The sequence below is a fragment of the Endozoicomonas sp. PH6C genome (assembly GCF_059322965.1).
On sequence record NZ_CP185342.1, the window covers coordinates 6485071 to 6510914 of the forward strand.

23 protein-coding genes are annotated in these 25844 nt (G+C 45.5%); 20 read left to right on the forward strand and 3 right to left on the reverse strand.

Features of this window, described 5'->3' with window-relative positions; genetic code table 11:
• The first annotated feature begins 14 nt into the window (after positions 1 to 14).
• The 8 genes from ACOMG9_RS22870 (at position 15) to ACOMG9_RS22905 (ending at position 9379) form a co-directional block, all read left to right on the forward strand.
• The gene (locus tag ACOMG9_RS22870) at positions 15 to 986 is read left to right on the forward strand and encodes an ABC-three component system protein (RefSeq protein WP_448218830.1); all 972 of its coding nucleotides are present in this window, start codon (positions 15 to 17) and stop codon (positions 984 to 986) included.
• Positions 970 to 1194, forward strand: a complete 225-nt coding sequence (locus tag ACOMG9_RS22875) for an ABC-three component system middle component 6 (protein ID WP_448218829.1) — start codon at positions 970 to 972, stop codon at positions 1192 to 1194. Before ACOMG9_RS22870 ends, ACOMG9_RS22875 begins: the two co-directional genes overlap by 17 nt.
• Positions 1185 to 2900: a DUF2326 domain-containing protein gene (locus ACOMG9_RS22880; RefSeq protein ID WP_494529473.1), complete on the forward strand. Its 1716-nt coding sequence runs from the start codon at positions 1185 to 1187 to the stop codon at positions 2898 to 2900. Before ACOMG9_RS22875 ends, ACOMG9_RS22880 begins: the two co-directional genes overlap by 10 nt.
• Positions 2901 to 3331: 431 nt before the next feature.
• A complete protein-coding gene (gene tnpA / locus ACOMG9_RS22885) occupies positions 3332 to 3658 on the forward strand; it encodes an IS66 family insertion sequence element accessory protein TnpA (protein WP_448215653.1) in 327 nt (108 codons plus the stop codon).
• Positions 3655 to 4023 carry an IS66 family insertion sequence element accessory protein TnpB gene (gene tnpB / locus ACOMG9_RS22890; protein WP_448215654.1) on the forward strand — a complete coding sequence of 123 codons (369 nt, stop codon included), beginning with the start codon at positions 3655 to 3657 and terminating at the stop codon, positions 4021 to 4023. Before tnpA ends, tnpB begins: the two co-directional genes overlap by 4 nt.
• Positions 4024 to 4059: 36 nt before the next feature.
• Positions 4060 to 5754, forward strand: a complete 1695-nt coding sequence (tnpC, locus tag ACOMG9_RS22895) for an IS66 family transposase (RefSeq protein ID WP_494529122.1) — start codon at positions 4060 to 4062, stop codon at positions 5752 to 5754.
• A 159-nt stretch (positions 5755 to 5913) separates the two neighbouring features.
• Positions 5914 to 7608, forward strand: coding sequence for a hypothetical protein (locus ACOMG9_RS22900; protein ID WP_494529474.1), 1695 nt, complete (start codon positions 5914 to 5916; stop codon positions 7606 to 7608).
• Positions 7609 to 7762: 154 nt separating this feature from the next.
• Entirely contained in the window at positions 7763 to 9379 is a 1617-nt protein-coding gene (locus ACOMG9_RS22905) for a hypothetical protein (RefSeq protein ID WP_494529475.1), read from the forward strand.
• Between the two features lie 37 nt (positions 9380 to 9416).
• Here ACOMG9_RS22905 and ACOMG9_RS22910 read toward each other — a convergent pair whose 3' ends face one another.
• Both ACOMG9_RS22910 and ACOMG9_RS22915 read right to left on the reverse strand, forming a co-directional pair.
• On the reverse strand, positions 9417 to 10037 hold the full coding sequence (locus ACOMG9_RS22910) for an isochorismatase family protein (protein WP_494529476.1): 621 nt from the start codon (positions 10035 to 10037) through the stop codon (positions 9417 to 9419).
• 26 nt (positions 10038 to 10063) lie between these two features.
• Positions 10064 to 10747, reverse strand: a complete 684-nt coding sequence (locus tag ACOMG9_RS22915) for a pirin family protein (protein WP_494529477.1) — start codon at positions 10745 to 10747, stop codon at positions 10064 to 10066.
• A 104-nt stretch (positions 10748 to 10851) separates the two neighbouring features.
• Here ACOMG9_RS22915 and ACOMG9_RS22920 point away from each other — a divergent pair, with 104 nt between their 5' ends.
• Positions 10852 to 11730, forward strand: coding sequence for a LysR family transcriptional regulator (locus ACOMG9_RS22920; RefSeq protein WP_494529478.1), 879 nt, complete (start codon positions 10852 to 10854; stop codon positions 11728 to 11730).
• A complete protein-coding gene (gene glnE, locus ACOMG9_RS22925) occupies positions 11730 to 14675 on the forward strand; it encodes a bifunctional [glutamate--ammonia ligase]-adenylyl-L-tyrosine phosphorylase/[glutamate--ammonia-ligase] adenylyltransferase (RefSeq protein WP_494529479.1) in 2946 nt (981 codons plus the stop codon). Before ACOMG9_RS22920 ends, glnE begins: the two co-directional genes overlap by 1 nt.
• On the opposite strand, the gene ACOMG9_RS22930 is transcribed toward glnE, so the two are convergent.
• Positions 14639 to 14986: a hypothetical protein gene (locus tag ACOMG9_RS22930; RefSeq protein ID WP_422135756.1), complete on the reverse strand. Its 348-nt coding sequence runs from the start codon at positions 14984 to 14986 to the stop codon at positions 14639 to 14641. The two genes, glnE and ACOMG9_RS22930, sit on opposite strands and share 37 nt — an antisense overlap.
• Before the next feature lie 13 nt (positions 14987 to 14999).
• On the opposite strand from ACOMG9_RS22930, the gene ACOMG9_RS22935 reads away from it, so the two are divergent.
• The 10 genes from ACOMG9_RS22935 to ACOMG9_RS22980 all read left to right on the forward strand — a co-directional run bounded on the left by ACOMG9_RS22935 (position 15000) and on the right by ACOMG9_RS22980 (position 25621).
• Positions 15000 to 15926, forward strand: a complete 927-nt coding sequence (locus ACOMG9_RS22935) for a branched-chain amino acid transaminase (RefSeq protein ID WP_448218821.1) — start codon at positions 15000 to 15002, stop codon at positions 15924 to 15926.
• A gap of 451 nt (positions 15927 to 16377) precedes the next feature.
• Positions 16378 to 17421 carry a lipopolysaccharide heptosyltransferase II gene (gene waaF / locus ACOMG9_RS22940; protein ID WP_448218820.1) on the forward strand — a complete coding sequence of 348 codons (1044 nt, stop codon included), beginning with the start codon at positions 16378 to 16380 and terminating at the stop codon, positions 17419 to 17421.
• Positions 17418 to 18425 carry a lipopolysaccharide heptosyltransferase I gene (gene waaC / locus ACOMG9_RS22945; protein ID WP_494529480.1) on the forward strand — a complete coding sequence of 336 codons (1008 nt, stop codon included), beginning with the start codon at positions 17418 to 17420 and terminating at the stop codon, positions 18423 to 18425. The genes waaF and waaC overlap by 4 nt, the downstream gene beginning before the upstream one ends.
• Complete coding sequence (locus ACOMG9_RS22950; protein ID WP_494529481.1) at positions 18422 to 19564, forward strand: glycosyltransferase family 4 protein; 1143 nt, start codon at positions 18422 to 18424, stop codon at positions 19562 to 19564. Before waaC ends, ACOMG9_RS22950 begins: the two co-directional genes overlap by 4 nt.
• Positions 19564 to 20373, forward strand: a complete 810-nt coding sequence (gene rfaP / locus ACOMG9_RS22955; protein WP_448218817.1) for a lipopolysaccharide core heptose(I) kinase RfaP — start codon at positions 19564 to 19566, stop codon at positions 20371 to 20373. The genes ACOMG9_RS22950 and rfaP overlap by 1 nt, the downstream gene beginning before the upstream one ends.
• A 381-nt stretch (positions 20374 to 20754) precedes the next feature.
• The gene (locus ACOMG9_RS22960; protein ID WP_448218816.1) at positions 20755 to 20913 is read left to right on the forward strand and encodes a hypothetical protein; all 159 of its coding nucleotides are present in this window, start codon (positions 20755 to 20757) and stop codon (positions 20911 to 20913) included.
• Positions 20903 to 21991: a HigA family addiction module antitoxin gene (locus ACOMG9_RS22965; protein WP_448218815.1), complete on the forward strand. Its 1089-nt coding sequence runs from the start codon at positions 20903 to 20905 to the stop codon at positions 21989 to 21991. Before ACOMG9_RS22960 ends, ACOMG9_RS22965 begins: the two co-directional genes overlap by 11 nt.
• Before the next feature lie 358 nt (positions 21992 to 22349).
• The gene (locus ACOMG9_RS22970) at positions 22350 to 23105 is read left to right on the forward strand and encodes a lipopolysaccharide kinase InaA family protein (RefSeq protein ID WP_494529482.1); all 756 of its coding nucleotides are present in this window, start codon (positions 22350 to 22352) and stop codon (positions 23103 to 23105) included.
• Positions 23102 to 24514, forward strand: a complete 1413-nt coding sequence (locus ACOMG9_RS22975) for a lipopolysaccharide kinase InaA family protein (protein WP_494529483.1) — start codon at positions 23102 to 23104, stop codon at positions 24512 to 24514. Before ACOMG9_RS22970 ends, ACOMG9_RS22975 begins: the two co-directional genes overlap by 4 nt.
• Positions 24515 to 24526: 12 nt before the next feature.
• On the forward strand, positions 24527 to 25621 hold the full coding sequence (locus tag ACOMG9_RS22980) for a glycosyltransferase (RefSeq protein ID WP_494529484.1): 1095 nt from the start codon (positions 24527 to 24529) through the stop codon (positions 25619 to 25621).
• Positions 25622 to 25844: the final 223 nt, after the last annotated feature.

Sequence of the window (25844 nt, forward strand, 5' to 3'; positions counted from 1 at the left end):
GAATAGAGTTGGTAATGAATAGGACCGCGTATTACGATTATATTGATGAAAAACTTCATACACTTGCACTTAGAATCGATACTAACGGCAAGTTGAACATGCTGTATCTTCATATGCATTCCGAGAGCTTTTACTCACATCTGTTAAATCTAGTTTATGGTTATGCTCTAGAAAACCTTAACAAATCATCACAAAATGTTGAAGCAATCGATCTTATCGACCACAAGAACAAGATAGTTGTTCAAGTATCAGCAAGTTGTACAAACCGAAAGTTAGAGTCTGCCTTAGACAAAGATATCGTTAAAAAATTTTCGTCATATACATTCTTATTTCTTTCAATTTCAAAGGATGCTTCCATGTTAAGGAAAGCATCTATTAAAAATCCAAACGGAATCTTATTTGATCAGGCCTCGGGAATCCTAGATGTAAAATCTATATTAAATGAGGTTCTACAAAAAGGTGTAACGGAACAAAAAAAAATTTATGCTTTCATCAAAACTGAACTTGGTAATGATCTAGATATAGTGAAGCTTGATTCAAACTTAGCTTTGATTATCAATATACTGGCAAAAGAAAGATGGAGTGATGAAAACCAAAGCACTCCGACACACAAGTTTGAAATAGATCGAAAGATTAAACACAACCAATTAGTCAAGGCTAAATACTTGATTGAAGAATACAGTCTCTATCACGGGAAAGTTGATTCAAAATATTCGGAATTCGATAAATTTGGAAGTAATAAAAGCACTTCGGTTTTAGCAAAAATTAAACGTGAATATATACAGGCTAAAGGAGCAGGAGCACCTGACACTATATTCTTTAATGTCGTTGACGTACTGAAAAATATAGTGCTTGAAAGTTCAAATTATTCAGAAATTCCTATAGATGAACTTGAATTATGTATCGATATATTAGTGGTCGATGCATTCATTCGGTGTAAAATAATGGAAAATCCAGAAGGCTATAAGTATGCTACTACCCAATGATATTCACCCAGAAAATAGCATTTACTATAATGGTGCGGTCGTGCTCAAAACTCTCCAGGAGAGCGGAAAAATGGATTTGCTTGAGTTATATGAAAAAGCAAAGAACTTTAGCGAGATGTCGTTTCCGTTGTTTATCTTGTGCTTAGATTGGTTATATCTAATTGACGCTGCTGTACTGAACTATGGTGAAGTTGAGCTATGTTCATAAAAAAGATCGTGATCTCCAGTCCTTTAGAGGTTATCCGTGAAATACCTTTCCATAAAGGTATAAATCTCATAGTTGATGAGAGCAATGGCCAAATAACCGGAAATAGCGTCGGAAAAACTACTGTTTTAAAACTGATAGATTTTTGCTTGGGAGCAAAGTCCAAGACCATTTACGAAGACCCTGAAAACACCAAGCAAATTTACGCCCTTGTCAGGGACTATCTAGTAGAGAACAATATATCTGCATCTCTGCATTTAACCGAAAATCTTGATGATGAAAAAGCCAGATCAGTAGTTATTGAACGAAACTTCCATTCAAGAAAGAAAACTGTTAGGAAAATTGACGGAATACCATACACAGAGAAAGATTTTGAAGACAAACTTACGGAGCTTTTTTTTCCAGAGCAAGTCAATAAAAAACCCACATTCCGCCAGATTATTTCACATAACATTCGTTATAGTGACCTGAGTGTTTCAAATACTCTAAAAACACTTAATAAATATACTAGTGATGCTGAATACGAATCTCTTTATTTATTCCTTTTAGGTTGTAATTTCTCAGAAGGGAACAGTAAACAGGAGATTCTTTACAAAATACAACAGGAAAGCACTTTCAAAAACCGTCTTGAAAAAGTACAGACAAAATCTGCATACGAAACTGCACTTGCACTTATTGAACTAGAAATAAAATCTTTAGAGAAAGAGAAATCTTCACTTAACATAAATGAAAATTTTGAAAATGACCTTAAAAATTTAAATGAACTTAGATATAAGATAAATCAGATTAGTAGTGAGATTGGGAATCTTAATATAAGAAAGAATCTTATAGAAGAAACTAAGAGTGAACTTGAGTCAACTGTTTCAAATATAGATTTGTCACAGCTTGAGCATATATACAGACAAGCTTCTAGTAACATCGCACCGATTCAAAAGACATTTGAAGATTTGGTTTTATATCATAACCAAATGGTTAATGAGCGAGCATTGTACATTTCAAAAGAACTCCCTGAACTTGAAAAAAAAATAATCAATAAAGACTCAGATTTACGAAAGCTTTTACAACAAGAAATAGAGCTTACTGACATTATTTCAAAAACTGATTCATTTGAGGAAATGGAAAAAATTATTGCTGAACTTAATAATAAGTTCAGAGATAAGGGCGAATATGAAAGTATCATAAGCCAGCTTAATGAAGTCGAAGATAACATCAGTAAATATGAACTAAAACTAAATAACATAGACAAATTGCTGTTTTCTGATGATTTTGAATCGATTGTCAAGCAAAAAATCAACAGGTTTAACGAATATTTCTCCACGACTTCAGAGTTTCTATACGGAGAAAAATACGCACTTAAATACGATAAAGTAGTTAACAAAAAGGGGCAAAAGCTTTACAAATTTAGTGCCTTTAATACTAACTTTAGTTCAGGTAAAAAACAGGGCGAAATCTCTTGCTTTGATATAGCCTATACACTTTTTGCTGATAATGAAAACATACCTTGTATGCACTTCTTGCTAAACGATAAAAAGGAACTCATGCATGATAACCAGCTCGTTAAAATCGCAGAGGTTGTAAATAAAAATGGTATACAATTTGTTGCTTCAATTTTGAAGGATAAATTACCGCCAGAACTCAATAATGAAGATTATTTTATTATTAAGCTCTCTCAAAGCGACAAATTATTCAGGATTGAGAATAATCAGTAACTCCTCACAGGTCTTAATATCGGATGTAAGTTTCGTATAGCAAATGCTTCCAGTTCGTGTAGGGGCTTTGACCCTACCAACGGCACCTTCGGTGGCTTAGCTGAAGCAGGCATGTGTGCCAAGCTTGGCACTTAACTTGGTCTGACCGAGAATAGCGACCTTCCAGACAACACCGTAACCCTATTGAGGATGGCATAAAACTGAGGACAAAAATTCGGTTTTGTGAGGAGAATAGTGAGCTATTTGAGGGACAAAAGCAGATTTTCAGACCAATTTGCTGCCGCCAAACGACTGCACGGATACAGGAGCTAGAGCAACGCTGGAGCAGTTGCCGCGCAGGGCAGACTAAAAGTAAACGCCAAATAAACCCACGCCCTTCAGAATCAAAACCCCATTTGAAATGATTAGCCTCCCGATATAAGGAGGCCAATATGTCAAAGAAATTACCCGCAGACAGTGAATGGCTAGAGCGTGTTCAGTCGTGGCGGGATTCAGGTTTGACTCAGAGTGCGTGGTGCCAACAGCATGGTATAAGGGTATCCAAATTCGGATACTGGAAGCGTAAACTCGACACAACCCCCAGCGTAAAACCGACCCCGAACAACTCTGGCTTTGTCCAGGTAACACCCCAACCAGAACCTGGTGCGCCTTCTCGGATAACACCACTCTCCATCACCCTACCCAGTGGTGTAACAGTGTCCGGTATTGATGAAAGTAACCTGTCGCTTTGTGAGCAACTGGTGAGGGATATGCTATGAACACCCCGGTTATGCGACCGTCAGAGGTATTACCAAAGGTGTTTCTCTACCGGGAGCCGATTGACTTTCGCAAGTCATTTCGTGGGCTTGCTGTGTTGGTTGAACAAGAGCTGGGGCACAACCCCTTTGACGGCTATTTATATGCGTTTACCAACCGGCAGCGTAATAAAATCAAGTGCCTGTTCTGGGAAGATAATGGTTTTGTGCTTTATTACAAGAGCCTGTCTGAGGACAAATTCCACTGGCCCAAACCGGACGAAGAGCTGGTTACATTAACCGGGAAACAATTAAACTGGCTGCTGGACGGCTACAATCTCAATGCCATGCAACCCCATAAAAAAAGGCATTATGAGAGCTGTTTTTAGTCCTGTTTTTCAGGGTTTTATGGTAAAATAGCGACCATGAAATCGACCGCCGACACTCTGATTTTTCAGCCGAAATCCGCACTGGATTTGCCCTTTCATCAGGCTGAGACTAACCCTGAAATGGTCGCCTTGTTTGAGGCGATCCATTCGCAGGAAAGTGTCATTCTTGAAAAAGAAAATGCCCTTCTTGAAAAAGAAAATGCCCTTCTTGAAAAAGACGACATTATTCAAAAGAAGTCAGAGGTCATCGATTCTCAAAAAAAACGCATTGCGCAACTGGAAGAGTACCTGAGGCTCTCCCGATCCCGCCTGTACGGAAGAAGCACTGAAAAAAACAACAGCCAGGTCGACATTTTCAACGAGGTGGAGCTGGAAGGCTGCACCGGAGAGCAAGACGAAGCTGAAGGTCAGCCAGAGCAAGAGCCTCCAAAACCACGCAAAAAGAAAACAGGGCGCAAGTCATTTTCAGAGTCTCTGCCCAGAGTGCAGGAACGCTCTGAACTCAGTGAAGAAGAAAAAGCCGGAGCCATTGATACCTTCTTTGTCAAAGTCCGTGAAGAGCTTGATATCGTTCCGACCAAGGTTCAGGTGAAAGAAATTCTGCAAGAGAAAGCAGTCTTTCCAGAAGTCGATGAGCATGGACAGGAGAAGCGGGTCATTAAAGTTGCAGAGCTGCCAAAACACCCACTGCCCAAATCTTCACTCTCTGTTTGCACACTGGCCTGGATCATTGTCTCCAAGTACTGCGACGCACTGCCTTTGTACAGGCAAGAGAATATCCTCAAGCGATACGGTGGCTCTGTCACCCGGACGACGATGGCCAACTCTTTGATTCGGCTGTCTACAGAACTGCGGCCACTCATCAATTTGATGAGAGATCATCAAAAGACCGGTTCGGTGATCCATGCTGACGAAACCCGAATTCAGGTGATCAAGGAAACCAGCAAGTCCATCAACTCTGACAAATATATGTGGGTCAGCCTTGGTGGGCCACCCGGACAAACATCGGTGGTGTTTGAATACGATCCCTCAAGAGGCAAGGAGGTTCCCCTGCGTCTGTTCGAAGGGTTCAGCGGTTACCTGCAAACTGACGGGTATGCCAGTTACGACGCTGTATGCAAACAAGAAGGCATCACCCAGGCGGGTTGCTTCGACCACGTTCGCAGGAAATTTCTGGATGCCAGGAAGGGCGAAGCCAAACCGGGCAAAAAGGTGAAAAACACCCGCGTTAGCAAGGCGAATGTCGCTTTAGGCAAAATCGGTAAGCTTTACGCCATTGAGAAAGAAATAGGAGATCTTCCTCCATCAGAAAAAGCCATCCTGCGTCAGCAAAAGAGTAAGCCACTACTGGACGACTTTCATGTATGGCTGGAGAAAAACATAACCAGGCTAGACCCGGGCAGCCTGTCGCACCAAGCCATGAGCTATGCATTGAACCAATGGCCAAAACTGGTCGTTTACTGTGACAACGGCCACCTGGATATCAGTAATGCCGCAGCGGAAAACACCATCCGCCCCTTCGCTATTGGCCGCAAGAACTGGATGTTTGCAGACACGCCAAAAGGGGCGCAAGCCAGTGCCCTTTTATACAGCCTGATTGAAAGCGCAAAGGTGAATGGTCTGGAGCCTTTCAATTACCTGAACCATATTTTAAAAGAGCTGCCTTACGCCGATACCGTTGAGAAACTGGAACAGCTTCTCCCCTGGAATGTTAAGACAGGCAAAGAATAAGAAATCTTGGGGGCGGCAGCCAGTACGCTGGTTTATTTGGCGCTTACGACTAAAAAAAACACGCTTCTTTTTTTGTCTATCACTTTCTTGGTCTAACTTTTCTCTCTGGGAAATGAATACCTATGCAATACAAACAGCAGTCGATCAAAGTGGGATCTAATGAAAAATTCGTTCTATGTCGCCCTAATGTTACTGCTTTCGTGGTTATATGTCGTCTGCCAGGCCAAACCATTGACAGAACGTTATGTTGTCAGGTTTCAACAGGATGGAAGCTTGCCAGATGGGAGTTTTTCTATTAAGCCAGACCGTCAGACATTGCCGGGCAACCCGACCTACCTTGCCGACACAAACGGCTATGCAGAGTCAATTTTTCCGCGTGATGACAGACCACTCAGACTTGGCGGTTACGGGGTAAAAACCGCCTTTTTTGAGTCGATCTCCTGGCCATTGATTTACGCCGCTCATTTTCTGGTTGCTAATGAACTGATTATGACCACCAGTGACGCCCTGAACCCCAAACCCTATTCGAGGATACCATTAGAAGTATTTGCCACTGTTGGCTGGCTTTTGGAAAGATATTGGAACAACAATTCATCGCAGCTCAACCCAATAGGTGAACCGAAGTCAGGTCAGGATCACCCATTTGCAATCACCACTATGATGCTCCCGGGTCAGGGTCAACAACAAAGTAGCCAACAAAACCCAACATCAGCATCATCCGGTCAGCAGGCCTCTGGATCAACCACCCAAGCTGGAGGCTCTTCTCTCAAGCTTACGCCTTCCGACTCTGGCGATGGTGGCGAAAGCCCTGAACAACCCCAACATACATACGGTTTAAATTGTCATGTCGAATCCTGTCATGGCATTTGTAAACTACGATCATCTCCCGATAGCAGGGATTCAGAACCCGATAGCAGTGATTCAGATAAAGAGGGCCAGCAAGCCTCTTCTTCCCCTGCGCGACGAGAGATTGAACCTTCGATAGCTCGTCTGTTGTTTGGTAACATAGGTAGTGATCCGTCCCGAAATCCTCATTTACCCAGCCTTGAAGAGTGTACTGCCAGAATGGCTCTTCGAGAAACCCGGGCTTTATCAGATTCTGAACAACTTGATCCTTCAGGAATTGACAAAAAAATATCCAGACTTGTATCTGAATTTTTCGTTAGTCCAATTTTAAATTTTCTGAATTACAGAGTCCTTGTGAATAAACACGACACTGACGACGAATACGTACATCTTGCTGCTGCAATGTGCAATGCCCTGGGCGAAGAATATCAATACATTGTTCATTGTTGTGCCAATATTACCCATAACTACAACTTTGGATTCAGCCACTCCCTTAGCTGTATGGCCAATGTGGTAAAAGACTTTTATACAAATAAAAGCTTGAACTTGCACCAGTTCAGACAAGATGTCATCAAAGGCTTGAACACAGATCGCCAGACTCTTGTAGAGAAGATTGCTCGTCGAGAGATAGAGCGTGTAAACATTATTCTTCAACAAGGCTCATCGATGGAAGATAAATATGAGCCGGTTGGTAATTTTGTATTAATTTTCTTTGCTCTTTCCGCCAATCATCTAAAAGAAGCGGGTGATTTTTTCTGGAAGCTTTGTTACAGAGATGCAGATGGCAACAAGATAACACAGGACAATCCCCCTCCTGAATACTCCAGATTGTTCACAACTGAACCCACAGACACTTATAAATATGTTTATTATTCAGTAAGAAATATGAAAGATATTACTCAATTACAAAGACTGGTTAATCAGCTTGCAGACTATTTAATTCCGGATAAGGGCACTGCTTCAGCAAGTTGTGAAAATAAGCCCAACCAGAAAACCGATGGTGAATGATAGATTTATTCCAGCATAGGTCAGGGATGACACTGTCTGTTTTTGAAAAAAACACGCTTATTTTTTGATCTATCACTTTCTTGGTCTAACTTTGCCCTGTAGAAAATGAATGCCTAAGCACTACTACAAGCAACAGACTATCAAAGTGGGATTAATGAAAAACTCGTTGTCTATGGCACTGCTGTTACTGTCTACATGGTTGTCTGTCGTCTGTCAGGCCGAACCATTGACAAGACGTTTTGTTCTCGGGTTTAAACAGGATGGAGCCTTTTCAAAAGAGAGCTTGTCTATAAAGCCAGACCAACATAAATTGCCGGGTACCCCGTTACACCTTGCCGACACTAACGGCTGCGCAGAGTCAACTTTTCTGCCTGATGACAAACCACTTGGACCAGGTGGTTATGGGGTAGAAACTGCCTTTTTTGAGTCGGTCTCCTGGCCATTGATTCACGCCGCTCATTTTCTGGTTGCTAATGAACTGATGATGACCAACAGTGACGCCGCTCTGAACGTGAAACCCTATTCAAGAATACCATTAGAAGTGTTTGTCACCGTTGGCTGGCTATTGGAAAGATATTGGAACTACGATTCGCCGCAGTTCAGCCCAGTGGATCAATCGGAGTCAGGTCAGGATCACCCATTTGACATCACCACTATGATGCTACCCGGGCAGGGTCAACAACAAAGTGGTCCACAAAATAGTGGCCAACAAAACCCAACATCAGCATCATCCGGTCAGCAGGCCTCTGGATCAACCACCCAACTTAGAGGCCCTCCTTTCTGGTTTAGTTTTTCCGGCTCTGGCGGCGGTAACCGGGGCCCTGAACAACAGCGGCACACTTACGGTTTCAATTGTTACGTCGGTTCCTGTCATGGCGTTTGTCAAGTCCAACCGCCATCCGGTAGTAGCAAGCTGGCTGGAGGGGGCCAGCGAAACTCTCCTTCCCGTGCTCAAAGAGAGACTGAACATCCGATACCTCGTCCGTCGTTTGGTCATGTAGGTTATGACCCGTCCCCGAATACTCATCAACCCAATCTTGATCTTTCAGAGGATGATGAAGAAATACCTTTCAAAGTTTTAGAAAAGTCTTTCGTCAATCCAATTATGTTTGTGCTGAATTGCAAAAGGCTCACGGAAAAACAGGCAATCGGCGACGTATATGTACATCTTGCTGCTGCAATGTGCAACGCCCTTGGGGAAGACTATGAATATATTGTTGATTATTGTGCCAGTTGTACCCACACCTTCCGCTTTGGCTTCTGCCACTCCCTTGTCCGTATAGCCAGGATGTCAAGAAAATTTCATGCACGTAAAAGCTTTAACTTGCATCAGTTCAAAGAAAATGTCATCAAAGGCTTGAATACAGATCGACAGGCTCTGGTAGAGAAGATTGCCCGTCAAGAGACAGAGCGTGTAAACATTATTCTTCAACAAGGCTCATCCTTGGAAGACAAGTATGAGGCGGTTGGTAATTTTGCATTAATTTTCTTTGCCCTTTCCGCCAACAAACGAGATCAAGCCATTGATCTTTTCTGGGAGGCTTGTTTTAAAGATGCAGATGGCAACAGGATAACTCAGGACAATCCCTCCCCTGAATACTCCAGATTGTTCACAACTGAACCCACAGACACTTATAAATATGTTTATTATTCAGTAAGAAATATAAAAGATATTACGCATTTACAAAGACTGGTTAACCAGCTTAAGAACTCTTTAATTCCGGATAAGGACACTGCCTCAACAAGTCGTGAAAATAGTGCTACCCAATGACGGTTAACTGGCGAGCTGTTGAGCTCGCCACCCATGACTATCCTCTTGCGAAATAACTGTTCATCACATAACCGTATTTGGTCGTATGCTCAGCCAATACCTGCCCCAACGCTTCACCATATTCACTGCGCCAGTCGTTCATCAGCTCTGCCAGAACCGAAGCCCAGGCCGTCACTTTCACACCCGCCTGGGTCAAACGCTGTATCGTGACTTCCTGAACCGTTTTATTCCAGGTGCCCGAGGCATCGATCACGGCGTACACATCGTAGCCTTCTTCAATGGCGGACAATGCCGGAAATAATAAACATACGTCCGTTACGACACCGGCCATGATGATTTTTTTGCGGCCTGTTTTCTCAATGGCTTGCCTGAACGCCAGACTATCCCAGGCATTGATCTGCCCTTCACGCTCAATCACTTCCCCACCCAGTACGTCGGTAATTTCAGGCATCACCGGACCATTTGGCCCCTCAGGCAAGCTGGCAGTCACCACCGATGGCAAGCCAATGGCTTTTGCCGTTCTGGTCAGGCCAACAATGTTGTTTTTCAGCACCGTCGGGTGTTCATCACCCAGCCCGACCATCAAACCCGTCTGATGGTCGATCATTGTCAATACAGCGTTGTCCGGCGTTAAAAATTCAGAGTATTTTGTTGTCATGGTCATGTCCTTATCAGTGCTCTGTTTCATTCAAAAGATTCGGTAAAAATCAGGATCAGCTGGCTCTCTTGTTGGGCAACAAAGCTCAATTCCGTCGCTCTTACCAAAGTGCCAGCCTGAATGGTTTCGCCATTAATGCTTGCCTTGCCAGTGCTGAGATAAGCCAAAACCTCACCGCTATGCTCTGTCTGGTATCCTTCGGTGGCCTGAACCATTTCTACCACGGTGTGGCTATCAAACGTTTTCGTCTGTTTTTTACTACCTCCATAGATACGTGTTCTGACATTGGTTTCCGGGGTATAAGCCTTGTAACCCGCTGGCTCGCCCTTTGTTTCTGGCAGAACCCACAGTTGAATCAATTGATTGGGGGTTTCATCCGGATTCACTTCGTTATGTGCAAACCCTTCACCTCCCGCTCGTTGTACCTGCGCCTCCGGGGCCACTAAACCTTTGCCGTGTTGCAAAGATCCAGCGTGGCTTATCCGGCCTTTTGCCATCACACTGATGACGTCGATCTCTTGGTGGGGGTGCATACCTGTCTCGCCGTGGGGCAAGAAGCTGGCATCAGCAAGATAAATGAAGTTACCTATGCCGTTGGCCGTCTCAGGTCGCTTTCGAGCACCAAATACTCGCTGATCTGTGACGACCTGTTTTTCTTCCAGTCCGGCAAAACCGCCCTGTGGTAGTTGCTCTAAGGTCAAAATTTCCATCGCTCAATCCCTGTTTTCCGGTCAGTGATGAAACCAGATTAGTTTGTTATCCAAAGTTGATATATATTCATTCATACAAAACACTGTTCAATATTTGATAACAAATGACTGACCTTAATGATCTGATGGTGTTTGCAACGGTAGTCGAGAGAGGCAGCTTTACTCAGGCAGCAGAAGTACTGAATACGCCGAAATCCAACATCAGCCGCAAGATCACCCGGCTGGAGTCCCGGTTGGGTGTGCGGCTGTTGGAGCGTTCAACCAGAACCTTGCATCTGACTGAAATCGGTCTGCGCTACTATCAGTACTGCAAAAGAATCAAAGAGGAATATGAAGCCGCAGGCAGTGCAGTGGAATCCATGCTGGAAAAACCTCAGGGCCGTTTGCGAGTGTGTACCTCTCTCGGGGTTGGACAGTCACTGCTTGGTGACCACCTTGCCGAATACTGCCAACTCTATCCTGAGGTTGAACTTGATCTTAGTTTGACTAATCGACGTGTTGATTTGATTGAAGAGGGGTACGATCTGGCGTTTAGAATTGGAGACTTGCCAGACTCTGGACTGATTGCCAGGAAACTCTGCTCCATCCATCTGCGTCTTTATGCGGCTCCGGGTTTTGCAAAACATAAAATCAAAACGCCGGGCGACTTATTAGAGCACCCGCTAATGTTGATGAGTGCAAAGGAGCGCAATCCCGATTGGCATCTCTTTTGCGGACAAGAAAATAGAACCCTGAAGTTTGAGCCGAGTCTACGCTGCGATGACTTTTCCATGCTGATGAGAATGTCCATCAGGGGGTTGGGTATCACCGAACTGCCAGAGTACATGGCAAAGCATGCCCTGGCAGCAGGTACGCTCATCAATATTCTGCCCGATTGGCAGTTCGAGCCTGTGGACTTATATGCGTTGTATCCCAGTCACCGTGGCTCAACCCCCAAAGTTCGAGCACTGCTCACCCACCTTGCTAAAGAGGGCTTCCACTAATGGCGTCGCCAGATTACAGCCTTGAGTCAATCAAAAGCCTTGAGCGAATGAACTGCCCTGCATCGGTAAAAAGCATCCTGAACAAGCAATGGGACGAGTTTCTGGAAACCTGTCGGGCAAAAGATCTGGCTGACAGATCTGACTCATTATCTCCCGATTTTCTCTGCCAACTTTATAAAACCTGGGCGGGCAGCGACTTTGCTTTTGAACAATGCCTGAAGCATCCGGATCTTGTTTTCCAACTCCATCAGAATCCGGATTTATTAAAAAACCCCAAACCCGAGAGGCATCAGAATGCCCTCCGCCTGCTGACTCAGGAAGTCCTCAACGAAAATGACCTGATGCAGCAACTCCGGGTCTACAGAAACCGTGAGATGGTCAAAATCATCTGGCGTGACCTCAACCGTCTGTGCTCCATGCAGGAAACCACACTGGATCTTTCTGCCATGGCGGATGCCTGCGTCGATCAGTCAATGGACTGGCTGTATGAAGAAGCCTGCAAAACCTGGGGTACCCCGATGGGGGCTTCCTATGGAGAAACACCTCAACCACAAAAGATGATCGTACTCGGCATGGGCAAGCTGGGTGGGCAGGAACTGAATCTTTCTTCCGACATCGACCTGATGTTCACCTATCCCCATAAGGGTGAAACGTTGGGTGGAGCTCGCTCTCTGGATAATCAGGAGTTCTTTATCCGGCTTGGGCAACGTCTGATCAAAGTCCTGGACAATCAAACGGTGGACGGCTTTGTATTCCGGGTTGATATGCGACTGAGGCCTTATGGTACCAGCGGTGCACTGGCCATGAGTTTTTCCGCTATGGAGCAGTATTATCAGGATCAGGGCAGAGACTGGGAACGCTATGCCATGATCAAGGCCAGGGCCATTGCCGGAGATATCCCGGAAGGTCAGAATCTGCTCAACATTCTGAAGCCATTCACTTTTAGAAAGTACATTGATTTCAGTGCTATTTCTGCACTCAGGGATATGAAGGCCCTGATTCAAAGAGAAGTAAAGCGCAAAGGCATGCAGGGCAACATCAAATTAGGTCCCGGCGGCATCAGAGAAATTGAATTTATTGCCCAATCATTTCAGCTGATCCACGGTGGCCGGGATCGAAGCCTTCAGGAAAAGGGACTGCTCAACATTCTCAACCGACTCTCGCCGCATTACCTGCCAGAGTTCGTTACACAGGCGTTAACTGAAGCCTACATATACCTTCGAAATCTAGAGCATGCTATTCAGGCGCTGCAAGACAGACAGACTCAGGAACTGCCGGTCGATACCCTGCAACAGGAAAGAATTGCTTTTATTGCAGGGCACCAGGACTGGTCTTCCCTGATGAGTAAGCTGGATCATCACAGAGAGCAGGTCTTGGGACACTTTGATGAGGTTGTGTCCTTACCGGATACATCCAACGATCAGGAACAGACGGTTCAGGAGCACTGGAAGCTACTCTGGCAGGGCAATCTCAACGAAGACGAGGAATTAAAACAATTTCAGGAGAACCACTTTTCAGAGCCACAAGCATCGAGGCAACGTCTGTCAGCGCTCAGGGATGGCAGAGCCATCACCAGAATCCGCCGCCAAAGCCGTGAGCGACTTGACCACTTCATGCCTTCGCTGCTGGAACATATCGGTCGTAGCGAACAGCCTGATCTGGCACTGACCCGAATTCTTCCGCTTATTGAAAGTGTTTTACGCCGAACGGCTTACCTGGTTTTGCTGATGGAAAACCCCAAAGCTCTGGAGCACCTGATCAGCCTCTGTACCGCCAGCCCCTGGATAGCAGACCAGATTGCCCGACATCCGGCCTTGCTGGATGAGTTCCTGGATATTGGTGATCTCTATAACCCACCCAAAAAAGCGGAACTTGAGCACGACCTCAGACAACAACTGACTCATATTCCGGAAGATGATCTGGAGGCCCAGATGGAAGCGCTGCGCTACTTCAAGATGTCACATCTTTTGAAAGTAGCGGCAGCACAGGTTGCTGGTACATTACCCTTAATGAAGGAAAGCGATTACCTGACCTGGATTGCCGAAGCCTTGCTGGATCAAGTGGTCGGCCTCGCATGGAAAACCATGGTTGAGCGACATGGGCACCCTGTGGGTGAAGACGGTTCCATCTGCGATCCTGGCTTTATCATCATTGGCTACGGCAAACTGGGTGGCATTGAACTCAGTCCGGGATCGGACCTGGATTTGGTGTTCGTGCATAACGGCGCTCTCAATAAAGAAACAGACGGCTCGCGCTCCATAGAAAGTTCTACCTTCTATACACGACTGGGACAGAGAATCATACACATTCTCACCGCTCAAACCCCTTCCGGAAGACTCTATGAAGTCGACATGCGTCTGCGCCCTTCAGGCGCTTCAGGAATGCTGGTCAGTTCACTCACATCTTTCGAAAAGTACCAGCGCAATGACGCCTGGACCTGGGAGCATCAGGCTCTGGTCCGGGCCAGGGCAGTAGCTGGCGATAAACAGCTGACAGCAAAGTTTGAATCACTTCGCAAAAGTATTCTGGCCATTGGCAGGGACCCTGCCACCTTGAAGGCAGAGGTCATCAGGATGCGCCATAAAATGCAAGAGCATCTGACAAAGTCCCGACGGGATGAACAGGGGCAACCCCTCTTTAATCTAAAGCACGATCGCGGCGGCATTGTCGATATTGAGTTTCTTATGCAATACGCCGTATTAGCCCATGCTCACGCCCACCCGGAAATTGCGCAATTTCCGGATAACATTCGAATCTCGGAGTCACTGGAAAAAGTCGGCTACCTGACAGCCAGTGAAGGCAAAGGGCTTAGAGAAGCTTATAAAGTCTTGAGAAAAGCGGCTCACTTGAAAGCTTTGCAAAACGAGCCATCCTTTGTGGAAATCCCCTTGGTGGAGCCCTTCACCCGTCAGGTTGAAGCGCTTTGGCAGCTATGGCTGGAATGAATGTCCCGGCGGTTTGGAATCAGTAGCAAAGTATGATCCAATACTCGTCTGCCTGCAGATAACCGAAGCACAGACAGAATCATGGCCGCCTTACCCACAGCGGCCTGCAAGCCTGGCTTGAGACCCACCGGGCTGAGTAGCCATGAACACGAAACAACCATGAGCACAGAAAGACTTTTGTCACCCAAAGTGATGACAAGACTTTCACTAAGGGTCTTCAATAAAATCACAATACCACCGTGAGAAAACAAAGCTGCCCATTTGGCGATGAACTTAGCTACATTCTCATGGTTAAAATTACTGGATTGCATCGGGAGTTTTCGCATGTCCTTCGCCGATAGAGATGGCGTTATTTGGTTTGATGGCAAGCTGGTTCCATGGCGAGAAGCACAAACCCACGTTCTGACCCATACCCTGCACTATGGCATGGGCGTCTTTGAGGGTGTTCGAGCCTACAACACCGACAAAGGTCCTGCTATTTTCCGTCTGGAAGAACATACGGATCGACTGTTCAGAAGTGCTCATATCCTGGGTATGAAGATCCCTTACTCCCGTGAAGAGCTGATCGAAGCTCAAAAGCTGGTGGTTCGTGAGAACGGTCTTGACAGTGCCTATCTCCGCCCCATGTGCTTCCTGGGCTCTGAAGGTATGGGCCTTCGTGCAGAAGGGCTAACTGTTCACTGCATCGTTGCTGCATGGAACTGGCCTTCTTACATGGACCCTGACGCTAAAGAGAAAGGTATCAAAATCCGTACTTCTTCCTACACCCGTCACCACGTTAACATCACCATGTGCAAGGCCAAGGCCAATGGTAACTACATGAACTCCATGCTGGCACTGCGTGAAGCACTGGACAGCGGCTGCGAAGAAGCTCTGCTGCTGGACAACGAAGGTTACGTGGCGGAAGGCAGTGGTGAAAACATCTTCATTGTCAAAGAAGATGGTATTCTCTACACACCTGAGCTGACTTCCTGTCTGGAAGGAATTACCCGTGACACCATTATCCGGTTTGCCGGGGAACTGGGTCTGGAAGTCAGGGAAAAGCGCATTACCCGTGACGAAGTTTATATTGCCAAAGAGGCTTTCTTCACCGGAACAGCCGCTGAAGTACTGCCTATTCGCGAGCACGATGGCCGCATCATCGGCAGTGGTCAACGTGGCCCCATCACCGAACAGCTGCAAACTATGTACTTTGATCAGGTTCAGGGCCAGCGGGAAGCATACGCTGAGTGGCTGGCTCATGTGATCTGAATCACTGGCTTTCATTCCATAAGCTGTAAGAATTACTGAGTTATTGATCAGAAAAAGTGGCGTATAATCTACGCCGCTTTTTATTTACATGGATGTAATACCAATCGTGCTTTCTAACTCCCGTGATGAGCATGGAGATTTGAGCCTTAAGACAAGGCGGCGTGAGGAGTCATAGCCTTAGCTATGGCGACGATCGCCAACGCAGGATTAAGGCTCAAATCTTCAGCGCAATAGGGAGTTAGAAAGTTCGATTGGTATAATGTATCCCCGGCCTATCTTCAGACGGGGTACCCTGCATATTTGAAACTGGACACTGTCCAGTGTGCTTATTCTGCCATCGGTGACAGCGTGCTCTCACTGAGGGCGGTAGCGTGCCCAATTACAAGAGATCGATTCCGGATCGATCCCCAGGAGGCTACGGGAGCCTCCCAGAAACAGGAACTGCAGCAACGTGAAGTACTTGATTGTCGGTCCCTCCTGGGTGGGGGATATGGTAATGGCTCAAACTTTGTTCATTGCCCTGAAACGACAACATCCAGAGGCTGTCATCGACGTACTGGCACCAGGCTGGAGCCGCCCCATCATTGAGCGCATGCCTGAAGTCCGGAACGGGATTGATATGCCCTTAGGCCATGGCAGCCTGAATCTGGCCGCGCTTAGAAGAATAGCCAGAGACTTGAAAGCACAAGGGTATGACCGGACCATTCTTCTGCCCAATTCACTAAAGTCTGCCCTGATTCCATTCCTTGCCGGCATTCCTGTCAGAATTGGCTGGCGGGGAGAAATGAGGTATGGCCTGCTTAACGACCTGAGAGTTCTGGACAAAGAGCAATACCCTCTTATGGTTGAACGCTTTGTTGCTCTGGCCTATCCGGATAAGTCGCCACTGCCCTCCCCTCTACCCAAACCTGCCTTGAGTGTTGACAGCCAGAGTGTTGCCAAAGCGTTGCATCGCTATCAACTGTCTGATGACTTGCCCATTCTGGCGCTTTGTCCTGGCGCTGAGTTTGGCCCCTCGAAACAATGGCCTGCCGGTTACTATGGCGAAGTGGCCTTGACGATGGCTCAGAAAGGCTGGCAAATATGGTTGTTCGGCTCTGAAAAAGACCATGCCGTCACCCAGGAAATCATGGGCTACCTGCCCAGAAATCTGCATAAACGTTGTTTTAACCTGGCAGGACAAACCACTTTGGCGGATGCCGTTGACCTGATGTCTCTGGCCCATGCTGTGGTTTCCAATGACTCTGGCCTTATGCACATTGCCGCTGCACTTTCTCGGCCTCTGGTGGCTGTTTATGGCTCGACCACTGCTGCTCATACCCCGCCAATGAACGACAACAGTGAAACACTCTGGTTGGGACTGGAATGCAGCCCCTGCTTTAAACGTGAATGTCCTCTGGAACACATGGACTGCATGAAAAAGCTGGGACCCGAAATGGTTCTGGACGCCCTGGAACGACTGTCTGGTGAACAGACTCTGGAGATTCAGGGTTGAAAGTTCTTATTGTAAAAACCACCTCCATGGGCGATGTGATTCACACACTTCCAGCCCTCACCGATGCTGCCAAAGCGATTCCGGGCATCCGGTTTGACTGGGTCGTAGAAGAAGGATTTGCAGAAATCCCGCGCTGGCACCCTGCTGTCGATAAAGTCATACCTGTCGCGGTGAGAAGATGGCGAAAATCGATCCTGAACACAGTCCACTCAGGCGAGTGGCGTCGTTTTCGCAAAGATCTTAAATTCAGAGAATACGATGCAGTTATCGATGCCCAGGGATTATTGAAGAGCGCTCTTATTACGCGAATGGCACGAGGACCCAAGTTCGGACTGGATAAAAACTCAGCACGGGAGCCTGTTTCAGCCAAGTTTTATGACTTCCCAAAAACGGTTAACTGGGGGCAACACGCCGTCGAGCGTGTACGACAGCTGTTTGCCAAATCACTGGACTACGAATTGCCAACAGAACCCGGACAGTTTTTGCTCGACCAATCCCGATTCGATGGCGACCTGATTCAAAATAAACCCTATGTCGTTTTTATTCATGGCACCACATGGCCCAGCAAACACTGGCCAGAAACTTACTGGTGCCAACTGGCCCATAAAGTTCAGGCAGCGGGAATGCATATCGTCATTCCCTGGGGCAACGAAAAAGAACAAGAACGAGCCAACTGCATTGCAAAATGTTCCGATAATATTGAAGTACTGCCACGCCTTAGCCTGAGTGGAATTGCCGGGGTCATAGCAAATGCTAAAGCGGCGGTTGCTGTGGATACAGGACTGGGCCATTTGACGGCAGCTCTGGAAACACCCGCTGTATCTCTATACGGCCCGACCCGTCCTGACCGGGTGGGAGCCTACGGAAGCACACAGATTCATCTGACCGTTGACCAGTGCCCTGAATGCCAGCTTCCAAAAGCCGACCCGGACATTTTCACCCCTATGACCCCGGATTATGTCTGGCCCTACCTGGAGAAGCTTCTGCAAGAGGCGTCTTCATGATATTGGCTTTTGCGCTTTATAAGTATTTTCCTTTTGGGGGATTACAGAGAGATTTTCTGAGGATTGCGCTTGAATGCCAGAAAAGAGGCCATAGAGTTCTTGTTTTTACCACCTGCTGGCAGGGCGAAAAGCCTGACGGTTTTGATATCCGGGTTCTTAAAGTCAACGGTCATTCAAACCATGTCAGGATGAAGAGCTTCCAACAACAGATCGGCAAAACATTAGCCGACCAGCCAGAAGTCATTTTGACAGGGTTTAATAAAATGCCGGGGCTGGATGTTTATTATGCCGCTGACACCTGTTATCTGGACAAAGCCCAATCAAAAGGCTGGTGGTATCGACTCACACCACGCTTTCGATATTACCAAGCCTTTGAGGAAGCGGTTTTCTCTCAGGAAAGCAAAACCGTTTCCCTGCTGATATCTGCACTGCAAAAGCCTGTCTTTCAGCGGTATTACCATACCCCTGAAGAGCGCATTCATTTGCTGCCTCCGGGTATTTCAAAGGATCGATGTCGACCTGAAAATGCCGAGGCCGTAAGGGCAGAATTCAGAAAAGAGTTTTCACTCACTGATGGGGACAAGCTCGTTCTGATGGTGGGTTCAGGCTTCAAAACCAAAGGTTTGGATCGAGCCATCAGGGCTATTGCTTCATTGCCCGCTTGTCAAAAACAGAGCACTCGTTTCTTTGTGATAGGTCAAGACAAACAAAAACCCTTTGAGTCACTGGCCAAACAATTGGGCATTGAGCAACAGCTTCGCTTTTTTGCTGGCCGAGATGATGTCCCCCGATTTCTGCTGAGTGCCGACCTGCTGATCCATCCAGCTTACAACGAGAATACCGGCACCGTTCTGCTAGAAGCATTGGTTGCCGGGCTGCCTGTGCTGACCACCGATGTCTGTGGCTATGCGCACTATATCGAAGACGCCAAAGCAGGCACTGTATTACCAAGTCCGTTTAATCAGGTTTCTCTGAATGAGGCTGTCAGCACAATGCTTGATTCAGAGCATTGGCTGGAATGGCAAAACAATGCCATTGCATTCAGTCGCTCTGAGGACCTGTATAGCCTGCCTGAGCGGGCCGCTGATATCATTATTGAACAGGCTGATCGAAAGTCTGGCCACTTCTCGATTTCTTAATGCTATATCTTAGAGACGATTTTAAAAAAGCTTGGCAAGGCAAGGACCCCCAATCCCTGTTGGAAACAATGGATGGAGAGGTCTACAGAGCACTTGAAGCTCGCCGTACCTTTCGATTTGAACTGAATGGCAAAGGCTATTTTGCCAAAGTACATGGGGGTGTGGGCTGGTTTGAAATTCTTGAAAACTTTGTGCATTTGCGTAAACCCGTTCTTGGCGCCAGAAACGAGTGGGAAGCTCTGAACAAACTCCATGAGATTAGCATTGATACTATGACACCTGTCGCCTATGGAGAAACCGGGAATAACCCTGCCACACGTCGCTCTTTTCTGGTGACAGAAGAGCTGGCGAATATGGTCACTCTGGAGGATTTTTGCGAGCATTGGAAAACCGCTCCTCCTTCCTTTCGATTGAAGCAAGCTATAACGTTGAAGCTGGCAGAAATCAGCAAAAAACTCCATGATAATGGCGTCAATCATCGTGATTACTATCTTTGCCATTTCATGATGCCTGAAACCCAGACCCCCGATCCGAAACACTTGAAGTTTTATCTGATTGACCTTCACCGGGCCCAGATTCGGGATAAAATTCCCGAGCGCTGGCGACTGAAAGACTTATCTGGACTCTACTTCTCTGCGATGGATTATGGCATCACCCGAAATGATGTTTTTCGTTTTTTGAAAGCCTATACAGGGCTGTCTCTCAGAGACACATTAAAAAAATACAGCGCTTTGCTCAATCGCATTGAGAAGAAAGCCGTAAAACTGTATCAGCGCATGGAACGAAAAGCGGGAAAAAATGACGCTTAAAACTTTGCCCTAAGCCTTCATTTCCTGCAGCCAAAGTGATCGCTTATGGGCAGGCGAGCTAAAGGGGGGTCATGACGTGCGGTGCTCTGGTGACTGAAGGGCTCCCAGGCGTTAGGCTTCTCTCCAAACTCATGGCCCTGAGTATTTTCCCGAGGCCCCCAATACTGCGATGTATAGTCTTCACCCTAAAGGTGAACTATATTGGTTAAGTTGTGTCTATACTTACGGTGTCTCGGTTTGGTAGTCAAGTTCCGAAGCAACAAGCTTAAAAAGTGCTTTTTGAAGAGTAATCAGGCAGTTAGAGAGTTTGGTGATCAGGTTGCGCGGAAGTACATTCTTCGTATCAACACGATCAAAGCAGCAGGTAGTCTTGATGATCTAATGAGATTGTCAGTCTTAAAATGTCACCCTCTCAAGGGGGACAGAAAAGGGCAGTATGCTATTAATCTGACGGGTTTTTATAGACTGATATTCACCGTCGAAGGTGACACGCTGAATATCGCAATGATTGAAGAAGTGAGCAAGCACTATGATGACTGAACAGACTTACGTGTCCGATTTGGCCATTCCCCCAGGTGAGTATTTGGAGGAAGTGCTTGAAGAGATGGATATTACCCAAGCAGAGCTAGCTCGTAGAATGGGTCGACCTCCTCAAGCCATCAATGAGATTCTCAAAGGAGAAAAGGCTATCACACCAGAAACCGCTCTTCAGCTTGAGCAAGTTGTCGGTGTGCCTGCGTATTTCTGGAGCAATCTTGAGTCCGAATATCGCTTGGTAATGGCAAGGGATGCAGATGAAAAGAAGGCAGAAGACGAGCTACAATTAGCTTCTGCCTACCCATATACAGAGATAGCAAAATTAGGCCTTGTTGAAAAAACAAGAAAACCTTTGGAGAAAGTCAAAGAACTCCGAAAATTTTTTGGTGTTTCCTCGCTCTTCCATATTACTTCTGTGAAGGAATACGCTCCTGCATTCAGGCAGAATAAGAAAGAAAGTACTTCTCATGAAGCTCTGGCAGCTTGGCTTAGAGCTGGCCATGTTCTTGCATCCAAAACAGAAGTCAGGCAGTTTGATAAAGTAAAACTTCAGCAATCTCTCCCAGTTTTGAGAGAGCTTACTTTTGAAACAGAGCCGAATACTCTGTTAGAAAAGCTGAGTAATTTACTTGCCGATTGTGGCATAGCATTAGTTGTCATCCCGCATTTCTCAAAAACTTATACTACAGGTGCAACTTACTGGATAGGCAAAAGCAAGGCGGTAATAATGATGTCTATGAGAGGTAGTTGGTCTGATATATTTTGGTTTAGTTTATTGCATGAAATTGGACACATTTTGCTACATGATAAAAGAATTACATTCTTGGAAAATGATTCTAAAGATCAACAATATATCAGACAAGAGTCTGAAGCAGATAAATTTGCACAGACAATATTAATTCCTGAAAGTGAATACTCTGCTTTCTTGAAAGAAGGGGTTTTCACTAAAGCTGCTATCAGCCAATTCTCTCAAGCAATAGGCATTTTTCCCGGTATTATCTCTGGACGCCTTCAATACAACAAAAAGCTACCTCACACTTCTAATTTCCACAGAGTTCGCTTCAAGTGGCAAAACCCCTAACATATAAGAGCCATAACTCTCTCTGTCAAAGGCAAATAACTGCCCCTTGGCAACAGGAGCCAAAGTCATCCAGTTGAACACTGACGAAATCCTGTAATAACACACCGGTTGGCAATGCAGTCGCTTCGCTCGAGAGCACTCATACCGTGATTGGTGCGAAACCACCCGGGATATTATCAGCTCAATGTGCCGTATTGAGATTGGTGATAAAGGCTACTACCTGAAACGATATACCAGAGGCGTGAAACAGCATGCCTTTGAGAGAAGCTCTGGCACAATATCTGAACCGGTGAAAAACAGCAGAAATGAAAACGACAAAACTGTACAAGCGAATGCGCCAAAAAGAAATGGGACATAAATGCTGACAAAATCCGATTGGACAGTAAGTCAGGAGTATCAAAACTCTTCAGCTGCTGCGGCCTTTTCAAATCTCGACAAAGTTTTTGCCCTTTCTGGTCAGCACGTCACACAGGACACCCTTAGCAATGTCCGAAGAGTTGAGATAGATAACACCGGCTATTATGTGAAACGCTATACCAGGGCTGGCAAAGGACTCAGACGCTACATCGGGCGCAGCCGTATTAAGGCAGAGTGGGAAAATATGCTGTTTTTTCATGAAATTGGTGTACCGGCAGCTCCTGTAGTCGCTTATGGAGAAGAAAAGAAGCATGGAGTAATGACCAGAGGTGCTTTGATTACCCGGGAAGTTGAAAACACCTGGAATTTGAAAATGCTGGTAGATCAGGATCTACCACAACTTTATAGCCGTCAATGGATGGGTATTGTTATCAGTCAAGTTGCCGCTGTCACCAAAAAGCTGCACGATAATAATTTTATTCACACTGACTTAAAGTGGCGAAATATTCTTGTTACGAAAACAGAAAACCCTGTAATAGCTCTGATCGATTGCCCTGCCGGTGCACAGATGTCCGGCTGGTTGCTGAGGAGAAATATCGTAAAAGACTTGGCTTGCCTTGATAAGGTAGCAAAAGAAGTGCTCAGTCAAAGCCAGCGGCTCTCTTTTTATAAGCAATATGCCGGAGTCAACCAACTGAATAAGAGTGACAAAAAGCTCATTACAAAGATACTGGGCTTCTTTGAGGGCAGGGAATGAGCCCAATTCATTTTAATGAACTTGTCAGCAGGGCGGCCCCTCCTTCAATACCCTTCTCACTTGAGCTGCCTGGCCATGGACCAATCAATATACTTACCAACTTTCGCTGGTTACCCGGTAAACGACTTGTAGCCAAGGCTTTATTGGATGATCAAACGGTATTGTTGAAATGTTTTATTGGTTCTTCAGCAAAACGACACTTTCGTAGAGAGCTTGCAGGTATTGAAGGTTTTCAGCAAGCAGGAGTGTCCACGCCGAGCATACTGAATCAGTGTCAGGCAGATGGTTTTGCCTTTATTACGACTAAGTTTCTGGATAAGAGCCAGTCACTGGATGAACTCTGGCGAAGCAATTTATCTGAAGCTCAGCGCTTCAGCTATCTGAAACAAGTGGTAACAGCGATTGCCAGGCTGCACCGTCAGAAAATAATCCATAATGACCCTCATCTTGATAACTTTCTGGTGGCAGGCCATCAACTCTACCTGATTGATGGTGGTGGTACACAGCATCTGTCAATGACAGCACACCCTCGAAAAGCTCTGGATAACCTGGCGCTTTTTCTCTCCGTACTTTTTCCAAAGTATGACAGGCTGTCGCTGCAGTGCCTGCCTGATTATCTGGCCATCAATCCGATTAAAGTTGATCGTTATGATTTTGAAACCGCAATACGCGAGAAGAGAAGATGGCGAGAGCGTTATCTTGAAAAAGTATTCAGGACTTGTACAGACTTCATAGCCAAATCCAGCTTCAGACGGTTCCAGGTAATTGATCGAACCGAGTACAGCGACGCTCTCAATACTTTTCTTAACAGCCCTGATGCTTTTATCAACTCAGGCCAGGTACTCAAGCGAGGTCGAACTAATACCGTTGCCGTTGTATTGCTGGACAACGGCAGAAAGGTTTTTGTTAAACGCTACAAAAGCAAGAAAGGTCTCATTCATAAATACGTACGTGGATTCAGACAGTCTCGTGCGCGCAATGCCTGGTACATTGCTCACTACCTGCTGCGCCTTCTGGGAGTTGACACACCCAAGCCTATTGCATTGCTCGAGTACAGAATAGGTCGGTTTATTACCTGCAGCTACCTGATAACAGAATACGTCGAAGCCCGGGATGCACTTTCATTTTTTACGCAACAGGAAGAAGCTACGCCTTTTGTCCAGAAGCAGGCCCAGAAGCTTCTGGATATTATTGAAGCACTAAAGAGTGGCAGAGTTTTTCATGGTGATATGAAAGCTACCAACTTTATGTTGACGCCAGAACGAATGATGACAATAGATCTTGATCAAGCCATTATTTGCAAAACAGAAAAATGCTTCCAACGCCTGCATAAAAAAGATATTGAAAGGTTTGCCCGTAATTGGGTGAATTATCCTGTCGCAAAACAATTATTTATTACAGATGCATGAGTTTTTTCATTAATGACCAGTAAAACGAAAGAACGATGGGTGCTTCAGCTCTGTCATGGATATGACATGCCCTTCCATGATATTGCCAGACAGTACACCCGACTCCTGAAAAAACTCAACTACAAAGTACTAACTGTCTTTCTTACCGGCAAAAAAGACAGCAAAATAGCCCGCTATACAGACTCTGATAAAGTGATTTTTCTGGAAAATAGTTCAGAAGACTTAAGAGGCGCTAAAAGAAAACAGATCGCTCAGGTAAAGGAAATATATAATGAGACCACTCCAGAATTTGTTGTAGCTCAACGTTATAAAGCTATTTACATTGCCTGCCATCTTCCCGAAATACCTGTTATTGGCGTTTGTCATGCCTTTGGTGTATTCAATCGCTGGAGGCGACGCGCCTTCGCTTATCTCAACAGGAAACGACTCTTTCTTCTTGGGGTATCAAACGCTGTTTGCAATAATATCAAGCAAGCCCTGCCATTTTTTCCTTCGGGACAAATCAGATATCAATATAATCATATTGATATAAAAGCAATCCAAGACAAACAGTTGTCAAGAGAAGAATCCAGAAAACTACTTGGGTTGCCAGCAGACGGCTACATTTTTGGTAATGTTGGTCGCTTGCACCCTGATAAGGACCAGGCCTCTTTAATCAAAGCTTTTGCCAGAGCCGTAAAATCAATGCCAGATGCATCTCTGGTTATTATTGGTAAAGGAAAACTGGAGAGTGATCTGAAAAAGTTAGCTAAAAAAGAAAACATTCAGAAAAAGGTTATCTTTACTGGAGTTGTCCCAGATGCTTATAAATATTTCAAAGCATTCAATAGTTTTATCCTTACTTCAGATCATGAACCCTTTGGCATGGTAGTTCTTGAGGCTATGGCAGCAGGTATACCTGTGGCTTCATCAAACTGTGGAGGGCCTGGTGAAATTCTTAAAAGTAATCTATTCCCAACAGGAGACACTGAGAGCATAGCGAACACACTTCTGGAGCTTTACCAAAGTGAAAACAATGGAATATATCAGCTAGCGCTACAAAGATTCAGTTTAGAGATTACTGCAGAAGATTTTATGGGCTCTGTCAACCATTGGAAAATAAACTAAATGCTTACAGGGCTAATAACATGCTAAAAACAGCAATAATCTCTCTATACTTTTGAAAACACCTTTTCTCATTTATTTTTTCTAGCATCTTTTTAGGATAAATGAATAACATCATTGTTTTTCATAATTACTGAGAGTCACGTGAAAAGTTTGAAAGATCTCAAGATAAAAATTCAACAACCCTAAGAAGATAATATAAAAATAGTTAGAAGTAATAGTGATC